Origin of the sequence: Thermogutta terrifontis (assembly GCF_002277955.1) — a bacterium.
GTDB classification, from domain to species: domain Bacteria; phylum Planctomycetota; class Planctomycetia; order Pirellulales; family Thermoguttaceae; genus Thermogutta; species Thermogutta terrifontis.
In genome coordinates this window covers 2,930,952-2,953,638 of record NZ_CP018477.1, presented here as the reverse complement: position 1 = coordinate 2,953,638, position 22,687 = coordinate 2,930,952, and the positions used below count along the sequence as shown (strand labels likewise).

The window sequence follows — 22,687 nt, the reverse complement described above, 5'->3', positions numbered from 1 at the left end:
GACTGGCCGCCATCTGTGAGCTACTCGTTCATTAGGGAGTGCTGGCATTGCCGGCGATATGGATTTTACAGGGATAATTCCCCGCAATTTTATTGGCGGAGATCTCATCTACCACGAACTTGGTCAAGAAAGTCCCGTCCCATGGTGGCAAGTGAAGGACTCGCGGCGCCGGTGAACTCGGCGGAAGCGCTCCTCAGACGTCTTCAGCATCAACAGAGCCGATGCCGCGAGATTTTCGCGCGTCAGGAAGAACGGCTTCGCCTGGCCGGGGAAGGACTGAAAATCGCTCTCGAGCAGGCTCTCCGCAGCGCCGAGACCGTCCCGGCGTCGGCTTCTTCCAGTGATAGCGGTCTTTCTCAGCAACTGGCCTCGCTGATTCCTACATTGGAGGCCATGATTCAAAAGTCTGGCAACGGATGGCAGGAACCCCTCCAACAGCAAACCGCTTGCCTGGAACGGCTCACAGCGGAGCTGGTGGCCGTCCGCGAAGAACTGGCGTCGGTGCGAAACCTCAAGGAAGATTTGGAAACCCGCCTGACAGCACTTCAGCAGCATTCTGGGGACAGCGAAGACAGTTGGAAGGCCAGGGAGAAACAACTCCTGACGCAGTTTGAGCGCGAAAGACAGCAGTGGGCAAACCAGTGGAATGATCGCGAGGCGGCGCTCAACGCCCTTGTGCTTCGTTGCAGCCAGCTTGAGGAAGAACTGGAGGCTCTTCGCCGCGAAGGAAATGGGTCAACGCAATCCGAGCTTCAGGAAAGATATAATCTCGCCCTGGCGGAAATCCGTGAACTGAGACAGAAGAATGCAGAATTGGAGAAGAAGCTGGCGCGAGCGCAGTCCAACGGGCCGGCCCCGGGTGGTGCCAGCGATGGCCGGATTCTCAATTGGGAAGCCGAAAAACAGCGAATCCTGGCGGCTTTGGAGTCGGAGTCTGAAGATTCTTCGGATGGCACGCTTCAGAAAGAGCGGGATCGTATTGAGGAAATTATCACCCGGACGGAAGCACTACTCGCCGAAAAGGACAATGAAATCGCCGAACTTCGACGTCTGCTTGAAGAGCAGGCCACGAGTATCGGCTCTGTGGCCGTAGGTGCCGCCGCGCTGGAGCGGTTGCTCGATCAGGATGAAGTCATTCGTCAGCAACGTGAACATCTCCGTCAGTTGGAAGAGGAGTGGAAGGAAAAACTCCGCAAGGCTGAGCTGGAGATCTCTCTGGAACGGGCGAAAATCGCCCGCGAGCGCGCCCTGCTGGAGGAAAAACAGCGCGAACTCGAAGAGAAATTGCAAGCTCTGGAAAGTGCGTCGGCCTCCGGCGACAAGGCCAAGCCACCGCGAGGTCGCTGGCTTACCCGACTGGGGCTCAACGGCCCTCCGAACTCTTGACCGGCCGACTGCTTTGCCCAAACAGAGAACTGCTGTTTGCACCAATTCGTCAATGGGGTGAAGTGCCGTGTTGCAGAATTTCTCGTTTGGCCCGCTCCGAATCAGTACCGAACACGGCGGCGGCCAGCTCTGTCCATTCCGCCAGAAAATCCGAATCGGCGGTGTCTTCACGGCAAGCGGCCTGGCGGTAGAACTCGGCGAGTTGCATGTGAACAGGGTCCGTCGGTCGAAAGCGAGGAATTCGCAGATAATGGAGCAGGCTGGGACTGCCGAAACTTCGTGATCCGGACATCCCAAAGGCCTGAATAATCGCTTCCACCAGGGGACTGTTCAAAACACCAGCTAGATAATGGCCTTCTTCACTGGACTCCACCGGGACAAAGCAGCACGTTTCCTGGGGAATCACGGGCTTGGCCGGTAACCCGGCGAGACTTTCTTCCCCCAGCACCACGGCTTTCAGCGTCGCGTCCATCCGTCGCCACACCACTTTCCACGAGGCCATTGTGTACGGTCCCACGTTGTACTGGGCATACCAGGGACCTCGCGATTGAAGCTTCTTTCGTGCCGCGCGCCTGTCCAGAACATCTTGAAACCGGGCGAGATAACCAAAGGTCGCCGGAAAAAACTCGCGGAGGTAGTCCTCCGGCCATGGCGAGCGGGTAGCAGGATTCTGCACGAGGAGGACGCCGAGAACGGGGGCCTTTATCGGGGCGAGATCTTTCCACCGCACCAGGGGGAAAACCAGATCGGGCTCGAGGGTTGCCGTGACACGGGGCACTGGGGTGCGACCAAATTCCGGGCGATTCTGCACAACGAGCCGGTTTCCCTCCCATCCCAGAACTTCCAACCAGAAAATCCCGTTCGCCCCGCCCGTATTCGCCCCTAAGTAGGCCTGGTATTCAGATCGACCGCAGATTTGTTCCCAAATCTCCCACAGGGACGGTCTCATGATAATCCAGGGAGCGCCGGCGTCTGTCCTGTCGGCCGGTTGCGCGAAGAGCACCGTCCGCTCGGCCTGGATGCTGGGCCACATGCCGTCACGTAATTGGCCCCGATGGCCTTTCCTGCCTCGGCAAACTGTAAACGGTACCGGAAACCGAGGCGCAATGCCTTTCTCCGCGAACAGAATTCCCGTCCGCTGAATCGTCCCCGGAAACACCGAGACGGCACGAAGGTCCACCACCTCTCGAATCCTCAAACAGCCCTGGGACTTGCTAAACAGGAGCCGAAAACTCCGGCCCGAGGCCTGGCTATGAAACAGGCTAACTGGCAACACCATTCCAAGGCGGCCATGCTGTTCGAGAACGCGGCACGCTGCCGAAATGAATGCAGCACCGCAGTCACGTTTGCCGCCACCATGCCGCGCCATTTGAGGCGAAAGATCGAAAAGCCCGAGTTCGCGAAAAACGGTGGACATGTCGCGCCGGGCGTTTTCATCCAGCCGGTCCCATATCACCCACGGGGGATTGCCAACGATGATGTCAAACGGCTTTCTGTCAAGGACGTCCGTTGAGGTGGTTGGGAAAGAAGTTTCCGAGGTCTCGCACGCACCGCTGCCCAGTGAGGACCACAAAGACAGGAAATCTCTCCGAAGAACGGGAGGGCCGTGGCGCGTGAGGTCGGAAAGCGAAATCGGGACGTGGGGCATCCATCGACGGCAGAAAGCGGTGGCGATCACGGCCAGACTTGCGCGGGCGGCCAGAACAGCGGCAGGTTGAATTTCCAGTCCCAGGATGCCCCCACCCAGGATCGTGTGGAGCAGTTTATCGCGAAGCACGGCTTGCGCGGAAGCGTTGCCATGGACTGCGGGGGTTGAAGAATATTCTCGGTGGATGGCGATACCCTCAGCGAGTTGCCGCCGGAAGTGCTCAGCCCGTCGCCAGGCAGCCGCCACCAGAAAAACCCCACTTCCGCACGAGGGGTCCAGGAGACGCGAATTCATCTGATCAGGATATCCAAGTTTTTCGAGGATGTAATCGGCCAGGACAAAGGGCGTGTAGAATTCGCCTTTTGCCAGACGGATCCATTTTGGGAAGAGGGCCTCGCGGATGGGACGAAAGATATCCTGGGGCGTTACATTCCACGCTGGTTTTGGCTCGAGGATGCGATCCACCTCCTGCACGAACGCCGTGAGATGCGCTGTCAGTTGGCTGGGGTCCGCGTTCACATTCACAGAAAGGGCGTCGGTCAGCCCCAACCACTGATAGAAGCCCCAGAGTTCTTTCGCCTGGGGATAGCGCTCGGGTACGTCCTGGACTGCGAAGGCGACCAGCAACTGCGCATGAACGGACGGCTCTTCGGGGATTCCCTCGACATCCAAAAGCTGGAGAAAACGCACGGTGATGAGGGTGGTCACACAGGCGAAGACGGCCTCAAGGGCCTGCTCGACAACGCTGTCCGTCAGGTGGGGGTCTAAACCCCATTGAGCTGCCCATAGTCGTCCGGCTTTCGGCGACTGGCTAGCGTCGCCGCTTTTTGACGCGACGCGTAATTTCGTGGCTGAGCCGGAAGGGGAGGTTGGCGCAGGCCGCGAGAGTGAACAGGTGAGGCAGGTCAGGAGTTGCTGGACCACGGGGGGACGTGCCTTGAGCCACCGGGCCACCTTGCCCACAGCGGCTCCAAGGTTCACCGTCGCCCCCGCACCTGACGCGTGCCGTCGAGCCATGGAATTGACTTTCACGTTGCCGGGAAATTGATGGCAGCACGTTTCTTTCTGACCGGTGCAAAAACCCCATTCAGGCGGGGAGTGATCGCTGATCGCTTTGCTGAGATCGCCATAGTTCGAGACGCGGCGGCAGTTCTTCCGGTTTGGCCGTCCCCGTGGTGGCCAGTTGCTGCACTGTGATCGAAGCGACCAGGTTACCCACGAGAGCAGCTTCGGGCAGCGAAGCACCACTGGCCAGCGCTGCCACGGCGCCGGCCGTGGCACTGTCTCCGGCCCCGGTGGGGTCAGTCGGCCCTTCGACGCGGACGGCCGGAATCCAAAGGATCTCCGGGTCGCTCACCATCATGCCGTATTCACCTAGTGTGACAACGGCGGGTGCGCCATTCAACTCGCGGAAGCTCTTGAGGGCTTCCAAAAGAGCGGCCCAGTCCGGTGGATCTGCCTCCCGAGGCCGGGATCCGGTCAATTCATAACGGTTGCACTTGAGGATGATACGGCGAAATTGACGGATGCGACGTCGGCTGTCCGCCCAGAAAACAATGTGGGGGAAACGCGGTGCCTGCTGGGCGAGAAACTCCCGTAATCGTCGTCCCACCACGCCACATTCCTCTTCTTCCACCTGGTCCAGAACGATTACCGCGTCCACTTCCGACAGCAGGTTCTCCACGGAGGAAAGCAGGCGATCCACCAGCTTTTCTGGTGTCGGCGTTCGATTCTTCGTATCGTACCGGGAATGTTCACCAGCAAGTGACGGGTCGGTAATATCCCGGGGTTTCAGGTAGGTAGGGGTGAATCGGTCTGGAACAACCTGGAGATGTTCCAGCCGACAACCCAGTCTCTGCAAATCCTGGCGTAATTCATAACCTTCGCCGTCGTCGCCGATGATTCCCACGCAGTAAATGGTGCCCACGCCGAGGGCCGCCAGGTTACACACCACAGTTCCCGCTGCTCCCGGGCTGTGCCTGACGCGCACCACCTGATGCGCGATTTTGCCAGTCTCCAGGCTGGTTTCCGCCAATCGGGGATCCACATCCAGGTATTTGTCAAGGAAAAAATCCCCCACGACCGCCACACGTCGACTGGGAAAGCGTTCCAGCAGGGCAGTCAGTCGTTCCTGTGTGATTCCCTCGAAACGTTTCGCTGAAACCATGCCACGGACCTCGTTTCTGATGCACCCTGTCAGGGACGACCCAGCCTCTCTGGGAAAGAACTGCTTCGGGCGGCGTCAGTTGCTGCCCGGTCAGGCGGGGCGAGACTGCCAGCGGCGGATAATCTCCGTGTAAAGAGACGGCACCGTCTCGCGGTGGTCTCCCTGAATGTAGAAACTTTCTCCGCCATCGGCCACCGTCCGCACGAGGACCGTTTTGAACGGCCGGTAGTAGTAGCGCGGATCGTCTTTGGGCGCTTCACTGCGCCAGTCGTCGCCGATCGGTATTAGGTCAAACACCGCCGTCGTGAAGTGCCGGATTTCCCGGCCTTCCTGCCGTGCCACGTTCCGCGCCATGCTAAGGGCCTTGAGATAGACCTCCGGTCCTGCAACGGCCGACCCAATATTGAGGTACACGCCGCCTTCCAGATGGGCTACGCTCTCGGTGAAAACCAGAAAATCTGTGTACGACGCCTGGCCGGTGGCCGCTGCGTCAAAGTTAGGATGTTCGTGCACGATATCTTGCCCAATGGCCACATGGACCGTCACTGGGACGCCTAGCCGATATCCCGCCGCCAGAACACTTGTTTGCCGGTATGGGAATTGTTCTTCTTCGATCATTCGTCCCAGGGCTTCGCCGAACCCGATGCCCTCCCGCGCCGCCAGAATCGCCGCCTCATTGATTCGACCGGTCTCGCGCCACAGGCCAAACTGTCCGGTGCGGATATACCGAGCGACGCTCTCGCAGGTCGCGCCGATGAGCGCCAGCTCGAAGTCGTGAATCGCCCCAGCGCCGTTGAGGGCCAAATGTGTTAAAAGTCCTTTCGCCATCAGGTCAATAAGAAGGGGGCCATTGCCTTTCCTCAGGACATGGGCGCCGCAAAAAGCGATGATGGATGCCTTTTTTACCGCGGCCTGGGTGATTCTTTCGGCCAGGACAGGAATCGCGGGATGTCGAAACGTGACCTGAAGGTTATTCGGATCCAGAAGGATGCTGCGGTTCAGGTCATGAATTCGCTCGCTCAATGGACGCAGCGTTACCCGCGAACGATCAAACTGTGGATAGGGCATAGGGCTTTCCTTTTTCCAGCCGGATTGACAGTCTTCTACGGCTATTCTGCCACCGCGCGGTCAGCATGGAAATATCGTGGCGGCCGCGATGCGGGCATGCCAGCCTGTCATCATCCAGCGGGAATCTGAATTACTCCCCAAAGATAACCGATGAGCGCTCGCCATTCCCGATAATCGGGGATGACCACATCCGCCCCCACCCCGATCAACCTTTGACGTTTCCACGGGTCGGGCTTGCCGCTTTTGTGGGCTTCGTCACTTGCCACCGCCACCGCGGTTCCCCCGACCTCCTTCACATTCTGGATTTCCACATATCCATCCCCGAACCCGAGAAGTTCCCGGCCAGTGATTTGGTTACTTGTCAGAATCTGTTCGATGACCATGGCCTTGGAAAAACGTCTATAGTCGTCAATCGCCCCGTAGATATGGGGACCGAAGTATTTGTCCAGCCCCAGCAGCCGGGCTTCCTCCTGGACATAGACCTCGTCCGTACCACTGGCCAGGTACAGCTTTACTCTGCGGCGACAAAGCTCTTCCAGCAGCTCAATCGCGCCGGGAACAAGCATGTCCTCGGGCCTGATTCGTCCGCTGCGGAGGCCTTCCCGGCGATGCTCGATGCGCGCCATGAGACGTTCGTGATAGATCCGCTTGTACTCAGCGGGATCGAGCGGTCGACCACCCCGCCGGGCCACCTCTTCCGCCAATCGGATCATCTGGTAAATCGTCTGTTTTCCTGTCAATTCGGTGACAAAGTTCCGAACCAATTCTTCGAGCTCCTGCGGCGTCTCCGTGGTTCCAGTGGCCAGCAGGATCTCCACCATCATCGGGATCATGACGTCCGGCCAGCCTTCCCGAATCAGGCTCAATGTCCCGTCAAAATCAAACAGAGCATGTCGATAGATGCCCGGACTATCAATGGGGCGAATGATTTCGATTTGCGTTCCCGGGATGAAGATGGATTGCGGGGGCGGGGCAACCGCCGGCCGGTAGTCAGCTTCCTCATACGTGTGAGTGTGCTCGTCCATGATTTTGTCCCTGGTGTTTGCGGAAAGTGGCGAACACTTCTTCCCACCGAACGTGTCTCAATATCCGGAAGGGTCTTCGGAACGTGTCTCAATATCCGGAAGGGTCTTCGGAAGCGAGGGGGTAGAGCGGGGCTCACCGGGGTTTGACGCTCAATTGTCCTCTGGGGGAACTACGGGGCTATTCATCCGGGATGATGGCCACAGCCCTTATTGGGGAACCATCCCTGCCCACCAGTTTGAGCGGGAAACCCGCGAAAATGAACTCCTGCGGCAAGGCATCGAGATTGGTGAGGGCTTCCACGAGAACAATCTCGGCTCCCGGGGCCAGCAGAATCCGATGGACCTCGTGACCAGCAATTTTGCTCGGCGTCGGCATATCAATGCCCAACAGACTGATGCGGCGAGCGGCGATCCACTGCGCCGCCTCTACTGTAAGGGAGGGAAGATCAATGAAATACTCAGGCTGACCAAAACGGCGGTACCAACCCGTCCGGCAGATGACGCGGCTTCCCTCCCGAAAGTACTTGGCAAAGGGCTGGAGCATATCTGGGGTGATGGGTGTTTTGGGAGGCAGTTCTCCGCCGGGTGCGAGGTCCACAAGGGTGGCCGGGCCATAGAAGCGCTCCAGAGGCACCTGATCGACCGGACGGCCTTCCTCCAAAAAATGAAACGGGGCGTCGCAGTGAGTTCCTTGGTGCGTGCCCATCGTGATTTGCGTCACGTTGCATCCGTCATCCGGAAGCCGACGGTAAACCTCGATGCGGAGGGGTGGATCTTTGGGATAACTCGGCCCGCCGTCGGTCAACGGAAGCGAAAGATCAATGATTTTTGGCATGGCTTGGCGCTCCGAAAGGATGGTCGAGGATCACCGGCCGCTCCATCACCAGAAAAACCAGAACCCCGAGGAAATGTTACCCAATCTGGATCAACAACGCGCTTTACTTCGGTTCCGCCCGCGGCTTTACCGGCTCGCGGCCTGAGACGCTGCCGCACAATCAGTTCATTATTGCCGCTGAGACCGGGCGGACATAGCGGCCGGCCTGCCGCCCCAAGAGCGTTTGTGCGGGGGGCCCAAAAAACATTAGCAAATATGTCGTATTTGAACACTTGACCGCATTGGCTGCCCTGCCTATGCTTAATTCAGCAATTGATTCTGACGAAATTTTCCACCCGCGCCGGCGGATGCGAGAGGAGGGTCAACGAGAGGAGGAGAAATATGAAGTACCTAATTGCATTTGTTAGCTTGAGTGCCGGAATTATCGGGGGTTCCATCCTCTTTAGCTCCTCATCCACGACGGGCGACGAGACCTCTGGCCAGTGTCCGGTCAAAGCTGTGGCGGGCGGGTGCTGCGGTGGCGGAGCGGTTTCCGAAGTTGCGGATAAGGTTGACGGTGAAAAGTCCGCCTGCTGCGCTGGAAAGGCCTGCGATACAGATCAGTCCTGTCCGGTCGATGCCGCCCAGGAGAAGGGAGGGGTGGCCGCTCAGTTGACCGCTCTCGAAGGCGCGCCCAAGAAGGGTCCGAAGATTGAATGCCCGGTGATGGGCGGAGAGGCCAAGAAAGAAGTCTCTGCCGATTATCGCGGCGGGAAAGTGTTTTTCTGCTGCCCGGACTGCATCGAAGAGTTCAACAAGCATAAGGACAAGTACGCGGCCAAGGCCAATCAACAGCTTGTTTTGACCAAGCAGTACACTCAAAAGGCTTGCCCGTTGACCGGTCGCCCCGTCTCGACCGAGCAAAAGGCCGAGATTGGTGGATTGGAGGTGCATTTCTGCTGCAAGGGATGTGCGGGCAAGATCGAGAAAATGGCTGATGCCGAGCGTTTTAATGCTGTGTTCGGTAATGCGGGATTCGAGAAAGGCTTCGAGCCCCGCAAAAAGGAGGAGAAAAAGCAGGGTTGATGAGTCCTTGAAATTCACCGGATAAACCCGTTCCCCTTTGTCCCTCCCGGAAGCGGCCGCGTCCCGAATGGATTGTTTGGGACGCGGCTCTTTTTTTCACACTGACAGACATTTCCGGGAACTTTTTGGGACCTCTTATCTGAAGGGCCGCTGTCAGCCCTTCATTATGTGCACCGGGTGATTTGTGGGCCATCCTGCGCGGAGCGGATTAAATCCCCGACCGAGATTTTCATCACCGGCCCCCAATCGGTTTTTCGGTGTCCGGCACAGCTCAGTGGCTCTTTCAACGTTCTCCCGGGTAATTCGTCCGTGGGGAAGGTAATGCCGATTCTTCCCGTGGCAGAATCCAGAATATTTCTGTCAGGACGGCCAGACATTTTGCGTGAATGGAAAAAGTGTCCTAAATTTTCACTGGGGCCTGGTGCGGGGAAATGAGTCGGAATAAGTCGCCGGATGGGCAGACCAGTGGCAATGACACTTAGTCAACGGGATGAGATTTTCGATTGCAAAGGCCGATATGAAGGATCTCATCGAGTGGGGCGACGAAGTGTGCGTGGCGGAAACAAGTGAGGGAATCAACCATGACCATAGGCGAATCTTCCCTGCTCGAGAGCTGGAAGGAATGGGCAAGCGGTGAAGGCTCTGATGTCGCCCAAGTCTGGGCGGCGGTATGCTTGGCATCGCCGTCAGGTTCAAAGCGTCTCCGCTTTCTAGCCAAAAGTTTCGGGACCGATTTTGCTGTGTTCAAAGGGGAGACTGGGGAACTTTTGGCCAAGCCGGAACAGCCGTCGATTGATTGGGAACAGTTTGGGATACTTTGCCGGGTCGTCGCGAATCGGAAACAGTCCGAGATTATTTGGGAGGAGTCTCCCCTGACGGCCCTCGCCGTTCCTTTTCGCGCCGGGGAGGAATGGCACGTGGCGGCCGCTGTGTTTCTCACCGCACCCCTGTCGCCGCAGGATTCCCTCGACGCCCACGCCGAGCGTCTCGGGGCCAAGGCGAGCCATCTCCATCATTGGGCGGCTCACCAACACGTTTGGGATCCGCGGATTCTGCTCCAAGTGGCGGATGCGTGCCGTGAGCACTTCCGCACACTTGATCGTGTGGAGGACCTGGAAAGCCAGGCCGACGAAATGTCCATGCACCTGGCCGGCGTTTACGAAGAAATCAGCCTTCTCCACCGTTTAACCCGCAATTTGCGACTTTCCAAAACGGACGAAGAGCTCGCCAAAATTGCCATCGACTGGCTGATGGAGGTGGTGCCAGCGCAAGGCATCGGGCTGGTTCTCCTGCCTGTGGACTCAACGGATGAAAACTACCTCGGAAAGGTCCGCACTCAAAATGTGTTACTGAAGGCGGGGAATTTACCCCTGACCGACGAGCAATTCTGCTCCCTTATGGAGCACTGGAATGTTCGCAAAGCGATCGACCCTCTGGTCCGGAACTTTTCCGATCCATTTACTTTTGAAGCATTCTCGATTCGCAATGTCATCGCCGTCCCGGTGACGGAAGGTGAGAACCTGCTGGGCTATCTGGCCGCTTTCAATCATCGCCAGGATCAGCAGTTTGGCAGCATGGAGGCCAACCTGCTCCATTCCGTGGCGACGATCATTGGGGTCCACAGTGCCAACCTTGAGCTTTATCGACAGCAGTCGATGCTTCTGGCGGGTGTGATCAGGGCGCTCACATCGGCGATTGATGCCAAGGATCCCTACACGTGTGGTCACAGTGACCGCGTTGCCCGGATCGCTGTGCGACTGGCGCAGGAGATGGGCTATCCTCCCGAAATGCTTTCCCGAGTTTACCTGGCAGGACTGCTTCACGATATCGGTAAAATCGGGGTGAATGACGCGGTGCTTCAAAAACCCGGTAAACTCACGGATGAGGAGTACGACCACATCAAGACCCATGTGGAGAAAGGGCACCGGATTCTTGCCGGACTCAAGCAACTGGATGATATTCTGCCTGTGGTGCTGCACCATCACGAGTCATGGGATGGGACGGGCTATCCCCATAAATTGGCTGGCGAGGCCATTCCTCCCATCGCCCGAATTGTCGCGGTGGCCGACGCCTATGATGCGATGGCGAGCAACCGTCCGTATCGCTCCCGGATGCCCAACGACAAAATCGACGAAATCATCCGCAAGGGAGCAGGTCGCCAGTGGGACCCGCAGGTTGTGGAAGCATTCTTCCGAGCACGTGACGACCTTCGGCAGATCGCTGACGAAAAAGACCTGAAACTGATCAATCATCCCCTGCTGGGACCGATCGTGCGAAAATCGCTGGGCATGACCAACAACGGGAACGGGAAAAAGAGCCAGAACTTCTCCACCTCTCAACCCGCCGGGGAAGGTTCCCAGTCCACCAAGAGTGAATCCACAATGGCTCCCATGTAGAGGCCCGATTTCATTTCGGCGACGGAAAACGGGGGATCGCGATGGCACCATGCCGCCCAAGGTCGGTCCCGATGCCATTAATGTAGAGCCAATCGCCGCTGGACTCGACCCAGTACTTCTCTCCCGTCAGCGGATTGACAACCTCCGTGGCATTTTGATGACCCAAAGCCGCATCGAGTGCCACCGCCCACGCCAGCATATTGGCACGATCTTCCGCCTGGACCAGTTGCCCAGGCTCTACCATAGGCAGGAGGATGCGACAGGCCACCAAAACCTCTTCGTCCGCCTTTCTCGCCTGCCATTCGCTAACCAGGCGGTCAAGTGCGGGTTTTCGTTCGAAGTAGGGCTTCCGCGATAGGTCAATCACCTGCCGCATTTGGGTGAGATAATAGAGTTCGTCCTGATCCGCATGGGCGCGGGTCTTTTCCACAAGGGTGCGGAGGTCGTACTCCTGGGAGAGCGTCTTTGCTTCCTCGTCGGTCAATAGATCAAACAGGCGTCCAATGCGAACCACCTCATAAGCGTGGAGACCAAGAGCTCGGGCGGCCTTCCAGGTATCGGCGTCCTCAGGCCATGTTGCCAGGATGTTTCTCACGACCTCGTTGAGCCTGGCCGCGTCCTCGCGAAACACTTTGCCGTGGGAGAAAATTTCCTGGAGCACATCCAGAACGGCACGGCGCAGCCGAGCAGCTTCGAATCGCAGGTGGGGATGGGCGGTCTGGCTCAACCGATGGCTGATCCTCAACGCCACTCCAATGCTTTCCAGAGACCGGCCTGACTCCCCTTTGGAGGCACTTAGCAATGCCTGCAGGAGCTCCACCCGGGTGGCCATGATGACGTGATCGGCAAACCGCAGGTCGGCGGCAAATCCGGCGGTGTAAGCGATCGGAAAGACACATTTCGGTCGATGCAAAGCTGCGCGAACCGCTTTTTGCTGCACTTCCAGAGGCCGCAAGAACTCCTGCAACGCCCCGGCGGCCGCATCATCCGCCGGAAGTCCGCTCAGGACTAATTCTCGACTCCTAGCTAAAAGGAATTCGAGGCGGTCAGCGGGAAAGAGTTTGTGGAACACCGCAGCCAGGTTTTCTTCCGGGGGAGGAAGACGCGGCGTCATAAGTTCTGGAGTTCCACCTTCCTCCTCGATTCTGGCAAGCTCCTCCCGAAGAGCGGGCAGGAGGGTCTTCCGCACGCCGGGCAACTTGCCGAGTTCCTCAATCGGAGACGGGGGAGTCTCCTCCTGTCGGGATGCTTTTTGACAGCCCACGGCAAGCAAGCCAAGCAACATCCCAGCGACGAGAAAACTCGAGCTTCTAAGGCTGCGGTGCGTCCCATGGGAACGCAAGCCTGCCGAATTGGCCGATTGTGCGAGCAAACCGTCCAGGAACTGCATGCGCGGGGTGGTCATAACCGGGCCCCCAGGCATTCGGGGCAAAGTGACAGTTCTGTATTCTCCGGCGACTTCCCTATTGAACACGAAGTATTAGCGTGTGGAAATAGCGCATTTTGCTTTGCCATCGGTGTGAATGTGGACTAACAAGAGAAGATGGGAAATTAAGAATCGTTTTTGAGTGCCAAAAGAGAGGTTTAACCTGAGTGGCCGTTGGCCAGTTTTGATGGTAGATTACCGCCCCGCGCAGGGATTTTCTGACGGGGGTCCGGTTGACCTAGCCCCAGGTAATTCGAAAGGGACCGTGAAATTGGGTAACACGGTGACCCGTTGCCCACAGATCACCGTGTTCGGTACGCCGTCAACGTGATCCTTCAACGCATCCGAAATTTCTGGGGATGCTGGGCGATTTCGCCCACGGTGGGTTGCCGCTTGGATCGGCCACCCGGCCAGGGGGTTACGTCGGCCAGTTCGGGCATCAGCTCCAGAAGTTGCTGGACGAGCATGTCAGCAAGGTACCGGACGGAGGGCTGTTTCGTCCTCACCTGGATGGTTCGGGCCGTCTTCATCATGCGGAGGAGCCGTGCCCGTTGCAGAACTGGCGCCGACAGTGGCTCCTCGATGTCGGACAGCAACTCCACAAGGGGCACCTGTAACGCTTTTTGCCAGCGGTAGAGCGCAGACAGCGGGAGATCCGTATAGGGATCCTCCTCACGTTTCACCGTGCGGACATCCACTTTCATCCGCCGGGCCATCGTCCGCCGGGTGACCCCCTGCCTGATCCGGACTTCGGCAAGCCGATGGAGGGGGACCCTGTTATTCTGGCCCTGAGACGGCTCCTGATTCGTCGGCGATGTTTGCAACGCGTTACCTGGCGAAGACTGTTGCTCCTTACCGACGGGCGTGACCACGGCCGGCATCGCCACTGCCGGCAATCCCAAATCTGAGACGCGCATGAGAGCATTCCTCCGGCCCACGGGGCCGCAAGGGAATCCAGCGCCGGGAGCAGAACCAGCAGATCAGAACTTCTGTTGTGCTGAGCATGTGTGAAAAGACCACCCGGCACCGTTGGTCAAGCCGCCTGAGCCCAGATCGTAAGCAACCCGGATCAGGTCTTCCGCCAGAGTGGGCAAGAGCCCTGCGATCGTTCCCAGAAGGGTGCCGGTCCGATGTTCCCTCCCATCAGGACCGGCGGGAGTGCCGCCATGGATAACGCAACTAGTGGAGAATGACAAAAAAGGGAATCAAGATAACGTGACGTGAACTCTGACTGTCTTGGCGCCACTCCGACTGATCACCGACTCTTGCCTTGTTTCCTCTCTCCGCGGGGCTTGACACAACTTACACGACCGAATCGTCCCGAATATTTTCATCGGCCTGCGCCGTCTCAAGTGGGACGCCCTTTGGATAATGAAGATGATAACGACGGAGCGTTAAACGCGTCCCAAAACAGCGAGCGGCTCAATAATCGGGTTGCGCCGCCGCTCCATAATAATCCACCCATTGCATTATAATCGGCAGAACAGCATCGGCAAGTCAGCGCGGATGCAGGCTTGCCGTGAATCAAGCTGTGCCCACGTCGCATACCGGCCAAACCCGTGTGATGATGGCTTGTCGGGGAGTACACCATGCGCTAAGCTGGGCAAAATCACAGCCGTACTGACAGGGGTGACTGACATGAATCATCCAGGGCTTTTGCGTCCGTGGAAACTTTCCGATCTCACTTACGGATTGGTGAAAGACTTTCGCTACGAGGTGGCCGTTCTGCCACTCGGAGCCACAGAGCCTCACAATCTCCACCTGCCTTACAGTATGGATACCCGTGAGGCCGATCTGGTGGGTGAAATGATCTGCGAGGCGGCATGGAATCAGGGTGCGAAAGTCATTCTCCTTCCCACGCTCCCCTACGGTACCCAGACCAACCAGCGCGGTTTTCCATTCGCCCTGAACCTCAATCCAACGACGATCTTTCGCGTGTTGGAAGACCTCGTGGAATCGCTGGTCACGCAGGGCATCCTCAAGATTGTCCTGCTCAACAGCCACGGGGGTAATGATCTCAAGCCGTTTCTCCGGGAAATGTACGGAAAGACCCCCGCGCACTTGTTTCTGTGTAACTGGTACACCGTTTTTCGGGATGTTTACCACCAAATCTTCCAGCATCCCGATGACCACGCGGGGGAAATGGAAACGTCGCTCGCCCTGGCCTACTGGCCGGAACTGGTCCTGCGACGTGAGGACGGCCAACTTGCGGCGGACGAGGGTCGGCCCCGCCCCTGCCGGTTTGAAGCGGTCAATCGCGGTTGGGTGAGCATTACCCGGCCGTGGCATCTGCTGACCACCAATGCCGGCGCCGGCTACCCTCATGAAGCCACCGCCGAGAAAGGACGCCGCGTCATGGAGGTCCTTGTGGAGCGTCTCGCGGCGTTTCTCGTGGAACTCTCTCAATCCCCCCTCGACGACACCTTCCCGTTCTAACGCATCCCCGGCAATCCCTCCCGCGGTGTCGGTATAGAATAACCTCAAGGCCCGATAAATGTGGATCAGCGTGGAGGTCCACGCTGGCTTGCAGTGACGCGCAAACACTGGCGTGAATCAACTGCTCCCCAGATCGTGCCCAACGTGCCGACAACTTGCTGCCCGTCACGCTGGTCTCCGGTGGTGCGGGAATACGATGGATGCTCGGCCCTGGTTTTTTGGTCGTTAGGACTTTGCCCCCGATGTACGACAAGACCTTCCCCTCGACGGCTGTGATCTTGGTTCCCCACGGGACGCGGGAGCAGGCTGGTGTTAACCAGAGTCTTGAACTCTGCGTGGAGGTTTTTCAGGAGCTGAACAGAAACTTCCAGCGATTGCCGCCGTTTTACGTTGGGTTCCTGGAGATCGCAAGGCCGAGCCTGGAGGAGATGCTGGAGTCGGTTGTGCGAAATGGCAACCAAAAAGTCATCGTCGTACCCATCATGCTGTTTGACGCGGATCACATCAAGAAAGACATTCCGGATCTTACACGACGAGCGATAGAGTCCTACGCCGAGAAGTCCGTCACGGTTTACATCACTTCAGCGTACGGAATGCGATGGAGACTTCTAGGGCTGGCTATGGAACGGCAAAAGGAGGTGCTGGCCGATGGCAACTTGACACGCGAGCAGACCGCCTACGTGATGGTTGCTCGGGGCACAAGCGACGAGGCGGCTCTTCGTCAGGTTGAAACAGTCTATGAGTTGATTGGGATGACTGGTTATGCCCACAGGAAGCTGTGTTATTTTGCGGCGGCTGAGCCGCGGGTGGAAGATGTGCTGGAGCAAGTGGCGCAGCTTGAAGGGATCCGCAGTGTTTTGGTTCAGCCTTACCTTCTGTTTGAAGGCTATTTGACGAATCATCTGCGCGACCTGCTCGAGCAGTCGCGTCAAAAATGGCCGCACCTCCGATGGGTTCAGACAGATGTATTGTGGCCAAGCTCCTCCCTCGTCCATATTCTGGCGGAAAAGGTTTCGGACGCACTCCTGGGTTCCCAGCGTGATACGCTTCCGCATGATGCCAGGGTGCTTGTGGAAGGCGTTACTAAATCCAACAGTGGTTCCTATCGGATCGTTGCGCTTCCCTGGTGAAATACCCTTATTGGTAGTAGCGCAGGTGATGCAAGTTTTGGGCCCCAATTGCTGCCGAGTTGTAGCGCGGCGGCCGCCGGGGCAAAGCCATTGGCACGTGCTTCGTTCGGAAGAAGCCAACTTTCATTTAGGATGAACGGCAGAGAGTATTCCAGCCGAAAATATCAACAGCTACCACATAATAAGCGAACAGCATTTGGGCCATATTCCTTTTTTGGTGGCTTTTGCGAGTGAGTCGAGTCTCTGTGCGTTGTAGGGGCAATTCATGAATTGCCCCTACCTTTTAACCAGCAACTGAACCCAGCAGTTCGAGCCCGGTCGGTGAAATGGATAATCCAAACGTTGGAACCTGACCTGACGAGCTGCTTTCAATGAGAAATGCTTCAGAGGGGGACGCTTGTCGTCGCCGCCGAAACTCAACGTATGGTGTAGCGTTGCAGAGTGGACGTGACAAGCACGTCCGTCCGGCTTGAATTTTGCTGGCACGCGAACCCCCGTGAAGGTCCACCTCGGCAAAAGAAAAATGTCCGATGAGTCGGGCACACGACACTGATTGACCAACGGGCGGAAATCCTGATGGAATCTCAAGCGAACCTATGGTCGGATAAGCACGTCTTGAAATGTAGAGAGAGGCAGGTCGCAGGGGCAACAGGGCGTGCTGAAGTGAAAGTTTATGGCCTGGAGAAGCCTTTGCAATTGGATTGATCGCAACTTCCCTGGCACGTTACTTGCTACCGGCGATCACAAGAAAATCCTTTGACTTTTGTCGTGAAACGAGTATATCCTATAGTGGTGGCTCGAGAAGGTCGAATCTGAACCCTCTAATCTGGAGGCCGAGTCATGCGTCGAGCCCACGCACGATCCGATCCTGGCTGAGGGGCGTCCGACGGCGGAGTCGGGCGCCCAAAACAAGCGGGAATGGTGACCGTGGTCTTTTCTGTAAAAGCGAAAGGAGGGAATAGCGGAGCACAGAGCCATCTCTCTGACCCGAGGCTGCCAGCGTCAGCGATGACGTGCTGAATTGGCTTGGTCCGGCACAGGCCCGTTTGAGCCCAACTTCTCAGCCAGACGCCGGCTGGACGATCCAGCAGAGTTTCGTGTGTGGCAGGGCCATCCGCGGCATGTGCGACCGAAATAACATGCAGAGGCATGTAGCACGAGCGGGCGCCAGCAGCCTCCCGCTAAAACCTGACGAATAAACGCACGCGGGCGGCACAACTGCCGCCCGCTGTTTTTTATTGTTTTTTTTAATCACTGGCTATCACGCTATCGCGCAACAGGATATCTTCCGCACGATGAAGTACCCTGAAATGGATCAGACTTCGAGTTTCCACGGGGCGCGATAGGGTTTGCTGAGAAGGGCCGCAGCTTCGGAGTCTCCCACGATCTCCTCCTTTTCCGGATCCCAGCGGATCTTTCGCCCCAGCTTCCACGCGATATTCATGAGATGGCCGGGATTCGTCGCCTGATGTCCCACGAGCACATCCGCCGGCGGCTTCTGTCGCGACTTGATGGAGTCGAGGAAGACTCGGGCGTGCGCCTGAAGACTGGCGATGTGGGTGTCCTTTTTGAATTCATTTTCTACCGTGGTCTCGTCCTTGGGTTCGCGGTTTTCTCCGGCTTCCCACGTGATGGTGAAACCGCTGCGGTCGATGAGCATCGAGCCTTTCGTTCCGTAAAAGCACTTCGCGTGGGAGCGTCGCTGACGCCGGGCGGCACCGCTGAAGGTGTACTGGAGGACAAACCCCTTCGGTGCCACTGGTGTTGGACCGTATTCACAAATTCCGACGAAGGAGTCCGGCCATTCCGTATTGGTGTTCTCGAAGCAGTAGAAACCACCCATTGCCGCGGCCGAAATGGGTCCCTTCGTTTGCAGGAACCAGTGGACCACCTGGTAATGGTGAACGGCCCAATCCACCTGCCAGCCGCCGCCGTAGTCAAAGAACCAGTAAAAGTGGTTGTAACGGTTGGGATTGTACGGCACCTTGGGGGCAGGCCCTAACCAGAAATCCCAGTTCAGTTCGGCAGGGGGATCAGAGTCCGGAGGAGAGCCGAAGCCAGGATACATGCAGTCGAAGTCCCACACCCGGACTTCGGTGATGATGCCAAGCTGGCCGGACTGGATGATTTCCGCCGCCTTCTGATAATGCGGCCAGCTCCGCTGCTGCGTTCCAATCTGGACGATGCGTTGGTATTTGTCGGCAGCCTTGACTGCCGCCTGACCCTCGGCGATGCAAACGCCCAGCGGTTTTTCCACATACACGTCTTTCCCTGCCTGGCAGGCGTGGATGGTGGGAAGCACGTGCCAGTGATCGTTGGTGGCCACGATCACCGCGTCGATGTCCTTGCGATCGAGGAGACGACGGTAGTCATCGTACGCCGCTACCGTCCCTGTTCCGCCTGACTTTTCAAATAAGGCTTTGGCTTCTTCCAGACGACGCTTGTTGACATCACACACGGCCACAATCCGTGCGTCGGGTAACCCCTGGTGGGCGGTGGCCACGGCTCGGCCTTCCCCGCCGCAACCGATAAGCCCCAGATTGACCGTTTCACTGGGCGCAGCGGCTACAGTAGAGCCTTGGGCTGCGGGACGGCCCAACCAGAGGGCGGCCACCCCAACGGCCGACGTCCCCAAGAATTGCCGTCTCGTAGTTTGCGTCTTCATAGGTAACCTCCAGCTAAATTGGCGTTCCAACAACGACCGTTATCTTTTGCGGAAACCTGTCAACCGTTAAATCGCCCCCGGGCAGTTAGGATGCACGTGCGAGTTCACGCGCTGTTCACTATAACCCTTTTGTGCCCCAAATTATTAGCACCGAGATGGCCACAGTCAAATATTCAGCCTGTAGTGTGTGGGGCGATGGGCTTTTCCGAATAGTCTCAACGCGCGGATCTGCCGCGAAACGATCGGATACGTTACTCGGATAGGTCACTGGGACAAAGAATCAGTTTCGATGCCCCCGCGAGTCAAATTGGGAAATCCTCGCGAACGCGTGAAACGTAGCCCGAATTTCGTGTTGGCACGATCGCCATCTCGTGTTAAACTCCGGCTCCGCTAGTTCTGACGAGCCAAGCATGACAGAAGGGGATGGTGTGCAGGGCAAACCTGACACCCCGGGTCGGTGATGCGCAAACGACATTCGACGTGTAATATTGATATGGGTGATGCATTGTACGCCATCATGGTAAGGCCTTGGGCTGGGAAAAGAACTGCCAGGCGGTTGACGACGCTTTTACTGATCGGATTTCTGCTCTTTGCTGCCGGATGTGTGGAACGGCGGCTCCTCATCCGAACAAACCCACCCGGTGCCATGGCCTACGTGGACGACTATCGCGTGGGGCTGACACCGATTGGCACTCCGTTTACGTACTACGGCACCAGAAAGATCCGCCTTGTGAAAGATGGTTACCAACCGCTCACGGTCTATGAGCGCATCAACCCCCCCTGGTACGAGATCCCGCCGTTCGACTTTTTCGCCGAAAACATTTTGCGGCGGGAAATCCGCGACACTCGCGTCCTGGAATATCAGCTCACCCCCCAGCCCGTGTCACCACCGCAGCAGCTTTTAGAAAGGGCTGAAGCCCTCCGCGCGAGGGCCACGGCTCAGCCACCACTCCCAGCGGTCGGATCGTCTGGTGTCCCGCCAACAGCAGGTCCGCCCCCTGAGGGACTGGGTGAGTTCCCCCAATCTCAGACTGTTTCGACCCCCCCACTACCTCCATCCGTGCCGAACTCCGTCCCCTGACGCGGTGTGCGGTTCTGGCTAAATCTTTGTCCAGCAGTTGGCCTCGCGGCGTTTGCTTTGTAAACTCTGGTCAAGGCGGGCACGACAAGCGTGCCCCTCCGAATCTTTGGAGGAACGTGCTTTTCACGTCCGCTTTTCGAGTTTTCGTGCCGTGGGCGGATTGGAGAGGCCGGTTCCACCCGGGCCGTGGGACTGTTTTAATGAACTGCGCCTGCTTGGGGAGGCAACCTCACACTCCAAATTAGAAGAAAAACAAAAAATGACGGGGGATTCGGCATATGACGAGTGACGTATTCCATTCGGACCCACTTTACCAGGAATTAGAGCGGTTGCTGGAACCATTTGGCCAAACGCATCTGTTGCGAACCTGGTCGCAGCTCACGGAAGGGCAACGCAAACAGTTGGCCGAGCAAATTCGCGAGTTGGATTTGGCCCTCCTGCAACGGCTCTACGAAAAGCGTCATCAGGTGGTCGATGTGTCAGCCCTTCTCGAGCGGGCGGCGCCCCCACGAGCAGTGCGGCTGGGGAGCGATTATCAGGGCATCCGCTTAGAGGAGGCTAGGGCTAAGGGGGAGCAGCTTCTCAAAGAGGGGCGCGTGGCAGCGCTCCTGGTGGCGGGCGGGCAGGGCACCCGATTGGGGTTCCCTCACCCCAAAGGGATGTTTCCCATTGGCCCGGTTTCCGGGCACAGCCTGTTTCAGATTCACATTGAGAAGATCCTGGCTCGATCGAGAAAGGCGGGGCGGCCCATTCCTCTGGCATTGATGACCAGCCCTGCCACGCACCAGGAGACAGTAACGTATCTGGAGAGTCACCGGAGATTTGGGCTTTCGGCCGACGACCTGTACATTTTCTGCCAGGGGACGATGCCTTCATTGGACGCGAATACGGGGAAGATTCTTCTGGCGGCTCCGGATTCGCTGGCCCTTTCGCCGGACGGGCACGGGGGCATGCTGGCCGCCGTTATCCGGAGTGGAACGTTGCAACAGCTCCGCGACCGGGGCATTGAATACCTCTTCTACTTCCAGGTGGATAATCCTCTGGTGGATATCCTGGGGCCGGAAGTCATCGGCTATCATGTCCTCAGTGGTTCGGAAATGTCCACCGAGGTGGTTGCCAAACAGTCGCCCTTTGACAAGGTGGGTAATCTGGTACAGGTCGATGACCGCCTGTATGTCATTGAGTACAGCGATCTGCCGCGAGAATTTGCCGAGAAACGGGCATCAGATGGCGGTCTCCTGCTCTGGGCGGGTAGCATTGGCGTTCACGTGATCAACGTTGATTTCCTGTTCCGGGTGGCGGACCTTGCCGATGCCCTCCCCTACCACATAGCTCTGAAAAAGGTCGATTATTACGATCCCGACCGGGGCTATGTGAGACCCACGGCTCCCAACGCGATCAAGTTTGAGAAGTTCATCTTTGATCTCATACCCCACGCGAAGAACGCCCTTGCTATTGAAGTCGATGCCGCAACGCATTTTGCGCCGCTCAAGAATGCACCCGGGGCCGAGAAAGATACCCCGGAACATGTCCGCGCGCAGATGGTCGCTCTTCACCGATCGTGGTTACAAGCCAACGGAGCGGTTGTGGAAGACGGTGTTCCGGTGGAAATCAGTCCGCTGGTCGCCCTCGATGCGGAGGATCTGCGAGACCGTATTCCGAAAAACTGGCGAATTACGGAACCCATTTTTCTTTCTCCGGAGTTTATCTCAACGTGGACCTCGTCGCCGCAGCCGGCCACAAAAACGGGGTGAGCCATCGATAAAACGGGATTTTCGGACGTTCACGGTTTACAACCCCCATCCGGGTCCGTAGGATGGGGGCAGGGACGGCGAGAGATAGGTGAGTCTGGGCCAGCTTTTATCGCCTGCGTGGGGCGATGTGCGGACTGACGCTTTCCGTAGTGTGTGCGAAGAGTGTATCCGACCCCGACCGGTAGGTGCCAACCCCAGGTAGCCAAATGTCAGGAGGTGGAGTATGGCGACGTTCGTCATGTTCGGCAAGTATTCCCCAGAGGCACTGTCTCAAATCAGTGCTGAAAGAACAGAACGGTTCATGAAGATGATTAATGATCTTGGTGGCAGCGTCCGGGCGATGTACGCCACGCTGGGGAATGTGGACCTGGTGATTGTGGTGGATCTTCCCGGCGTGGAGCAGGCGGCCAAGGCTTCCGTCACCGCCAGCCGCGAGTTGGGGATTCATTTCAGTACACACCCGGCCATTGCAGTCAAAGATTTTGACCAACTCGTAACTTCTTAACCGCACACGCCTTGCCACCGTGCCGAGGCCGGGAAGCGATCTCGGTTTGGTGGGTCGCTGCGTGGTCACTGAAACTGGGGCAGGAGGCTGGGCGTCTGTC

Annotated in this window: 16 protein-coding genes; 8 read left to right on the top strand and 8 right to left on the bottom strand. The window is 57.7% G+C overall.

Translation table 11 applies throughout. The features are described from left to right. Positions 1–141: 141 nt before the first annotated feature. Positions 142–1,386 carry a coiled-coil domain-containing protein gene (locus THTE_RS10975; RefSeq protein ID WP_095415483.1) on the top strand — a complete coding sequence of 415 codons (1,245 nt, stop codon included), beginning with the start codon at positions 142–144 and terminating at the stop codon, positions 1,384–1,386. Positions 1,387–1,435: 49 nt separating this feature from the next. Here THTE_RS10975 and THTE_RS10970 read toward each other — a convergent pair whose 3' ends face one another. The 5 genes from THTE_RS10970 to THTE_RS10950 form a co-directional block, all read right to left on the bottom strand. Beyond that, the gene (locus THTE_RS10970) at positions 1,436–4,051 is read right to left on the bottom strand and encodes an Eco57I restriction-modification methylase domain-containing protein (protein ID WP_095415482.1); all 2,616 of its coding nucleotides are present in this window, start codon (positions 4,049–4,051) and stop codon (positions 1,436–1,438) included. Positions 4,052–4,121: 70 nt separating this feature from the next. Next, the gene (locus tag THTE_RS10965) at positions 4,122–5,201 is read right to left on the bottom strand and encodes a bifunctional heptose 7-phosphate kinase/heptose 1-phosphate adenyltransferase (protein WP_095415481.1); all 1,080 of its coding nucleotides are present in this window, start codon (positions 5,199–5,201) and stop codon (positions 4,122–4,124) included. A 90-nt stretch (positions 5,202–5,291) separates the two neighbouring features. Beyond that, on the bottom strand, positions 5,292–6,269 hold the full coding sequence (locus THTE_RS10960) for a GSU2086 family protein (RefSeq protein WP_095415480.1): 978 nt from the start codon (positions 6,267–6,269) through the stop codon (positions 5,292–5,294). A 110-nt stretch (positions 6,270–6,379) separates the two neighbouring features. After that, the gene (locus THTE_RS10955; RefSeq protein ID WP_095415479.1) at positions 6,380–7,294 is read right to left on the bottom strand and encodes an HAD family hydrolase; all 915 of its coding nucleotides are present in this window, start codon (positions 7,292–7,294) and stop codon (positions 6,380–6,382) included. A 178-nt stretch (positions 7,295–7,472) separates the two neighbouring features. Next, on the bottom strand, positions 7,473–8,129 hold the full coding sequence (locus THTE_RS10950; protein WP_095415478.1) for a cyclase family protein: 657 nt from the start codon (positions 8,127–8,129) through the stop codon (positions 7,473–7,475). A gap of 381 nt (positions 8,130–8,510) precedes the next feature. On the opposite strand from THTE_RS10950, the gene THTE_RS10945 reads away from it, so the two are divergent. Together THTE_RS10945 and THTE_RS10940 are read left to right on the top strand one after the other, a co-directional pair. After that, a complete protein-coding gene (locus tag THTE_RS10945) occupies positions 8,511–9,194 on the top strand; it encodes a hypothetical protein (RefSeq protein WP_095415477.1) in 684 nt (227 codons plus the stop codon). A 581-nt stretch (positions 9,195–9,775) separates the two neighbouring features. Further along, positions 9,776–11,590 (top strand): HD-GYP domain-containing protein, encoded by a 1,815-nt coding sequence (locus tag THTE_RS10940; RefSeq protein WP_095415476.1) that lies wholly within the window; start codon positions 9,776–9,778, stop codon positions 11,588–11,590. Positions 11,591–11,600: 10 nt separating this feature from the next. Here the strand turns inward: THTE_RS10940 and THTE_RS10935 are convergent, their stop codons facing one another. Then, positions 11,601–12,995, bottom strand: a complete 1,395-nt coding sequence (locus THTE_RS10935) for a hypothetical protein (protein WP_157732030.1) — start codon at positions 12,993–12,995, stop codon at positions 11,601–11,603. A 356-nt stretch (positions 12,996–13,351) separates the two neighbouring features. After that, positions 13,352–13,933, bottom strand: a complete 582-nt coding sequence (locus tag THTE_RS10930) for a helix-turn-helix domain-containing protein (protein WP_095415474.1) — start codon at positions 13,931–13,933, stop codon at positions 13,352–13,354. Between the two features lie 721 nt (positions 13,934–14,654). On the opposite strand from THTE_RS10930, the gene THTE_RS10925 reads away from it, so the two are divergent. Then, positions 14,655–15,452, top strand: a complete 798-nt coding sequence (locus THTE_RS10925; RefSeq protein WP_095415473.1) for a creatininase family protein — start codon at positions 14,655–14,657, stop codon at positions 15,450–15,452. A 242-nt stretch (positions 15,453–15,694) separates the two neighbouring features. Continuing rightward, the gene (locus THTE_RS10920; RefSeq protein WP_168175839.1) at positions 15,695–16,582 is read left to right on the top strand and encodes a sirohydrochlorin chelatase; all 888 of its coding nucleotides are present in this window, start codon (positions 15,695–15,697) and stop codon (positions 16,580–16,582) included. Positions 16,583–17,897: 1,315 nt separating this feature from the next. On the opposite strand, the gene THTE_RS10915 is transcribed toward THTE_RS10920, so the two are convergent. Continuing rightward, entirely contained in the window at positions 17,898–19,247 is a 1,350-nt protein-coding gene (locus tag THTE_RS10915) for a Gfo/Idh/MocA family protein (RefSeq protein ID WP_095415471.1), read from the bottom strand. Between the two features lie 493 nt (positions 19,248–19,740). On the opposite strand from THTE_RS10915, the gene THTE_RS10910 reads away from it, so the two are divergent. From THTE_RS10910 to THTE_RS10900, 3 genes are all read left to right on the top strand, one after another. Further along, positions 19,741–20,328, top strand: a complete 588-nt coding sequence (locus tag THTE_RS10910) for a PEGA domain-containing protein (protein WP_157732029.1) — start codon at positions 19,741–19,743, stop codon at positions 20,326–20,328. Between the two features lie 278 nt (positions 20,329–20,606). Continuing rightward, positions 20,607–22,082, top strand: coding sequence for a UTP--glucose-1-phosphate uridylyltransferase (locus tag THTE_RS10905; protein ID WP_095415469.1), 1,476 nt, complete (start codon positions 20,607–20,609; stop codon positions 22,080–22,082). Positions 22,083–22,305: 223 nt separating this feature from the next. Further along, entirely contained in the window at positions 22,306–22,587 is a 282-nt protein-coding gene (locus tag THTE_RS10900) for a GYD domain-containing protein (RefSeq protein ID WP_095415468.1), read from the top strand. Positions 22,588–22,687: the final 100 nt, after the last annotated feature.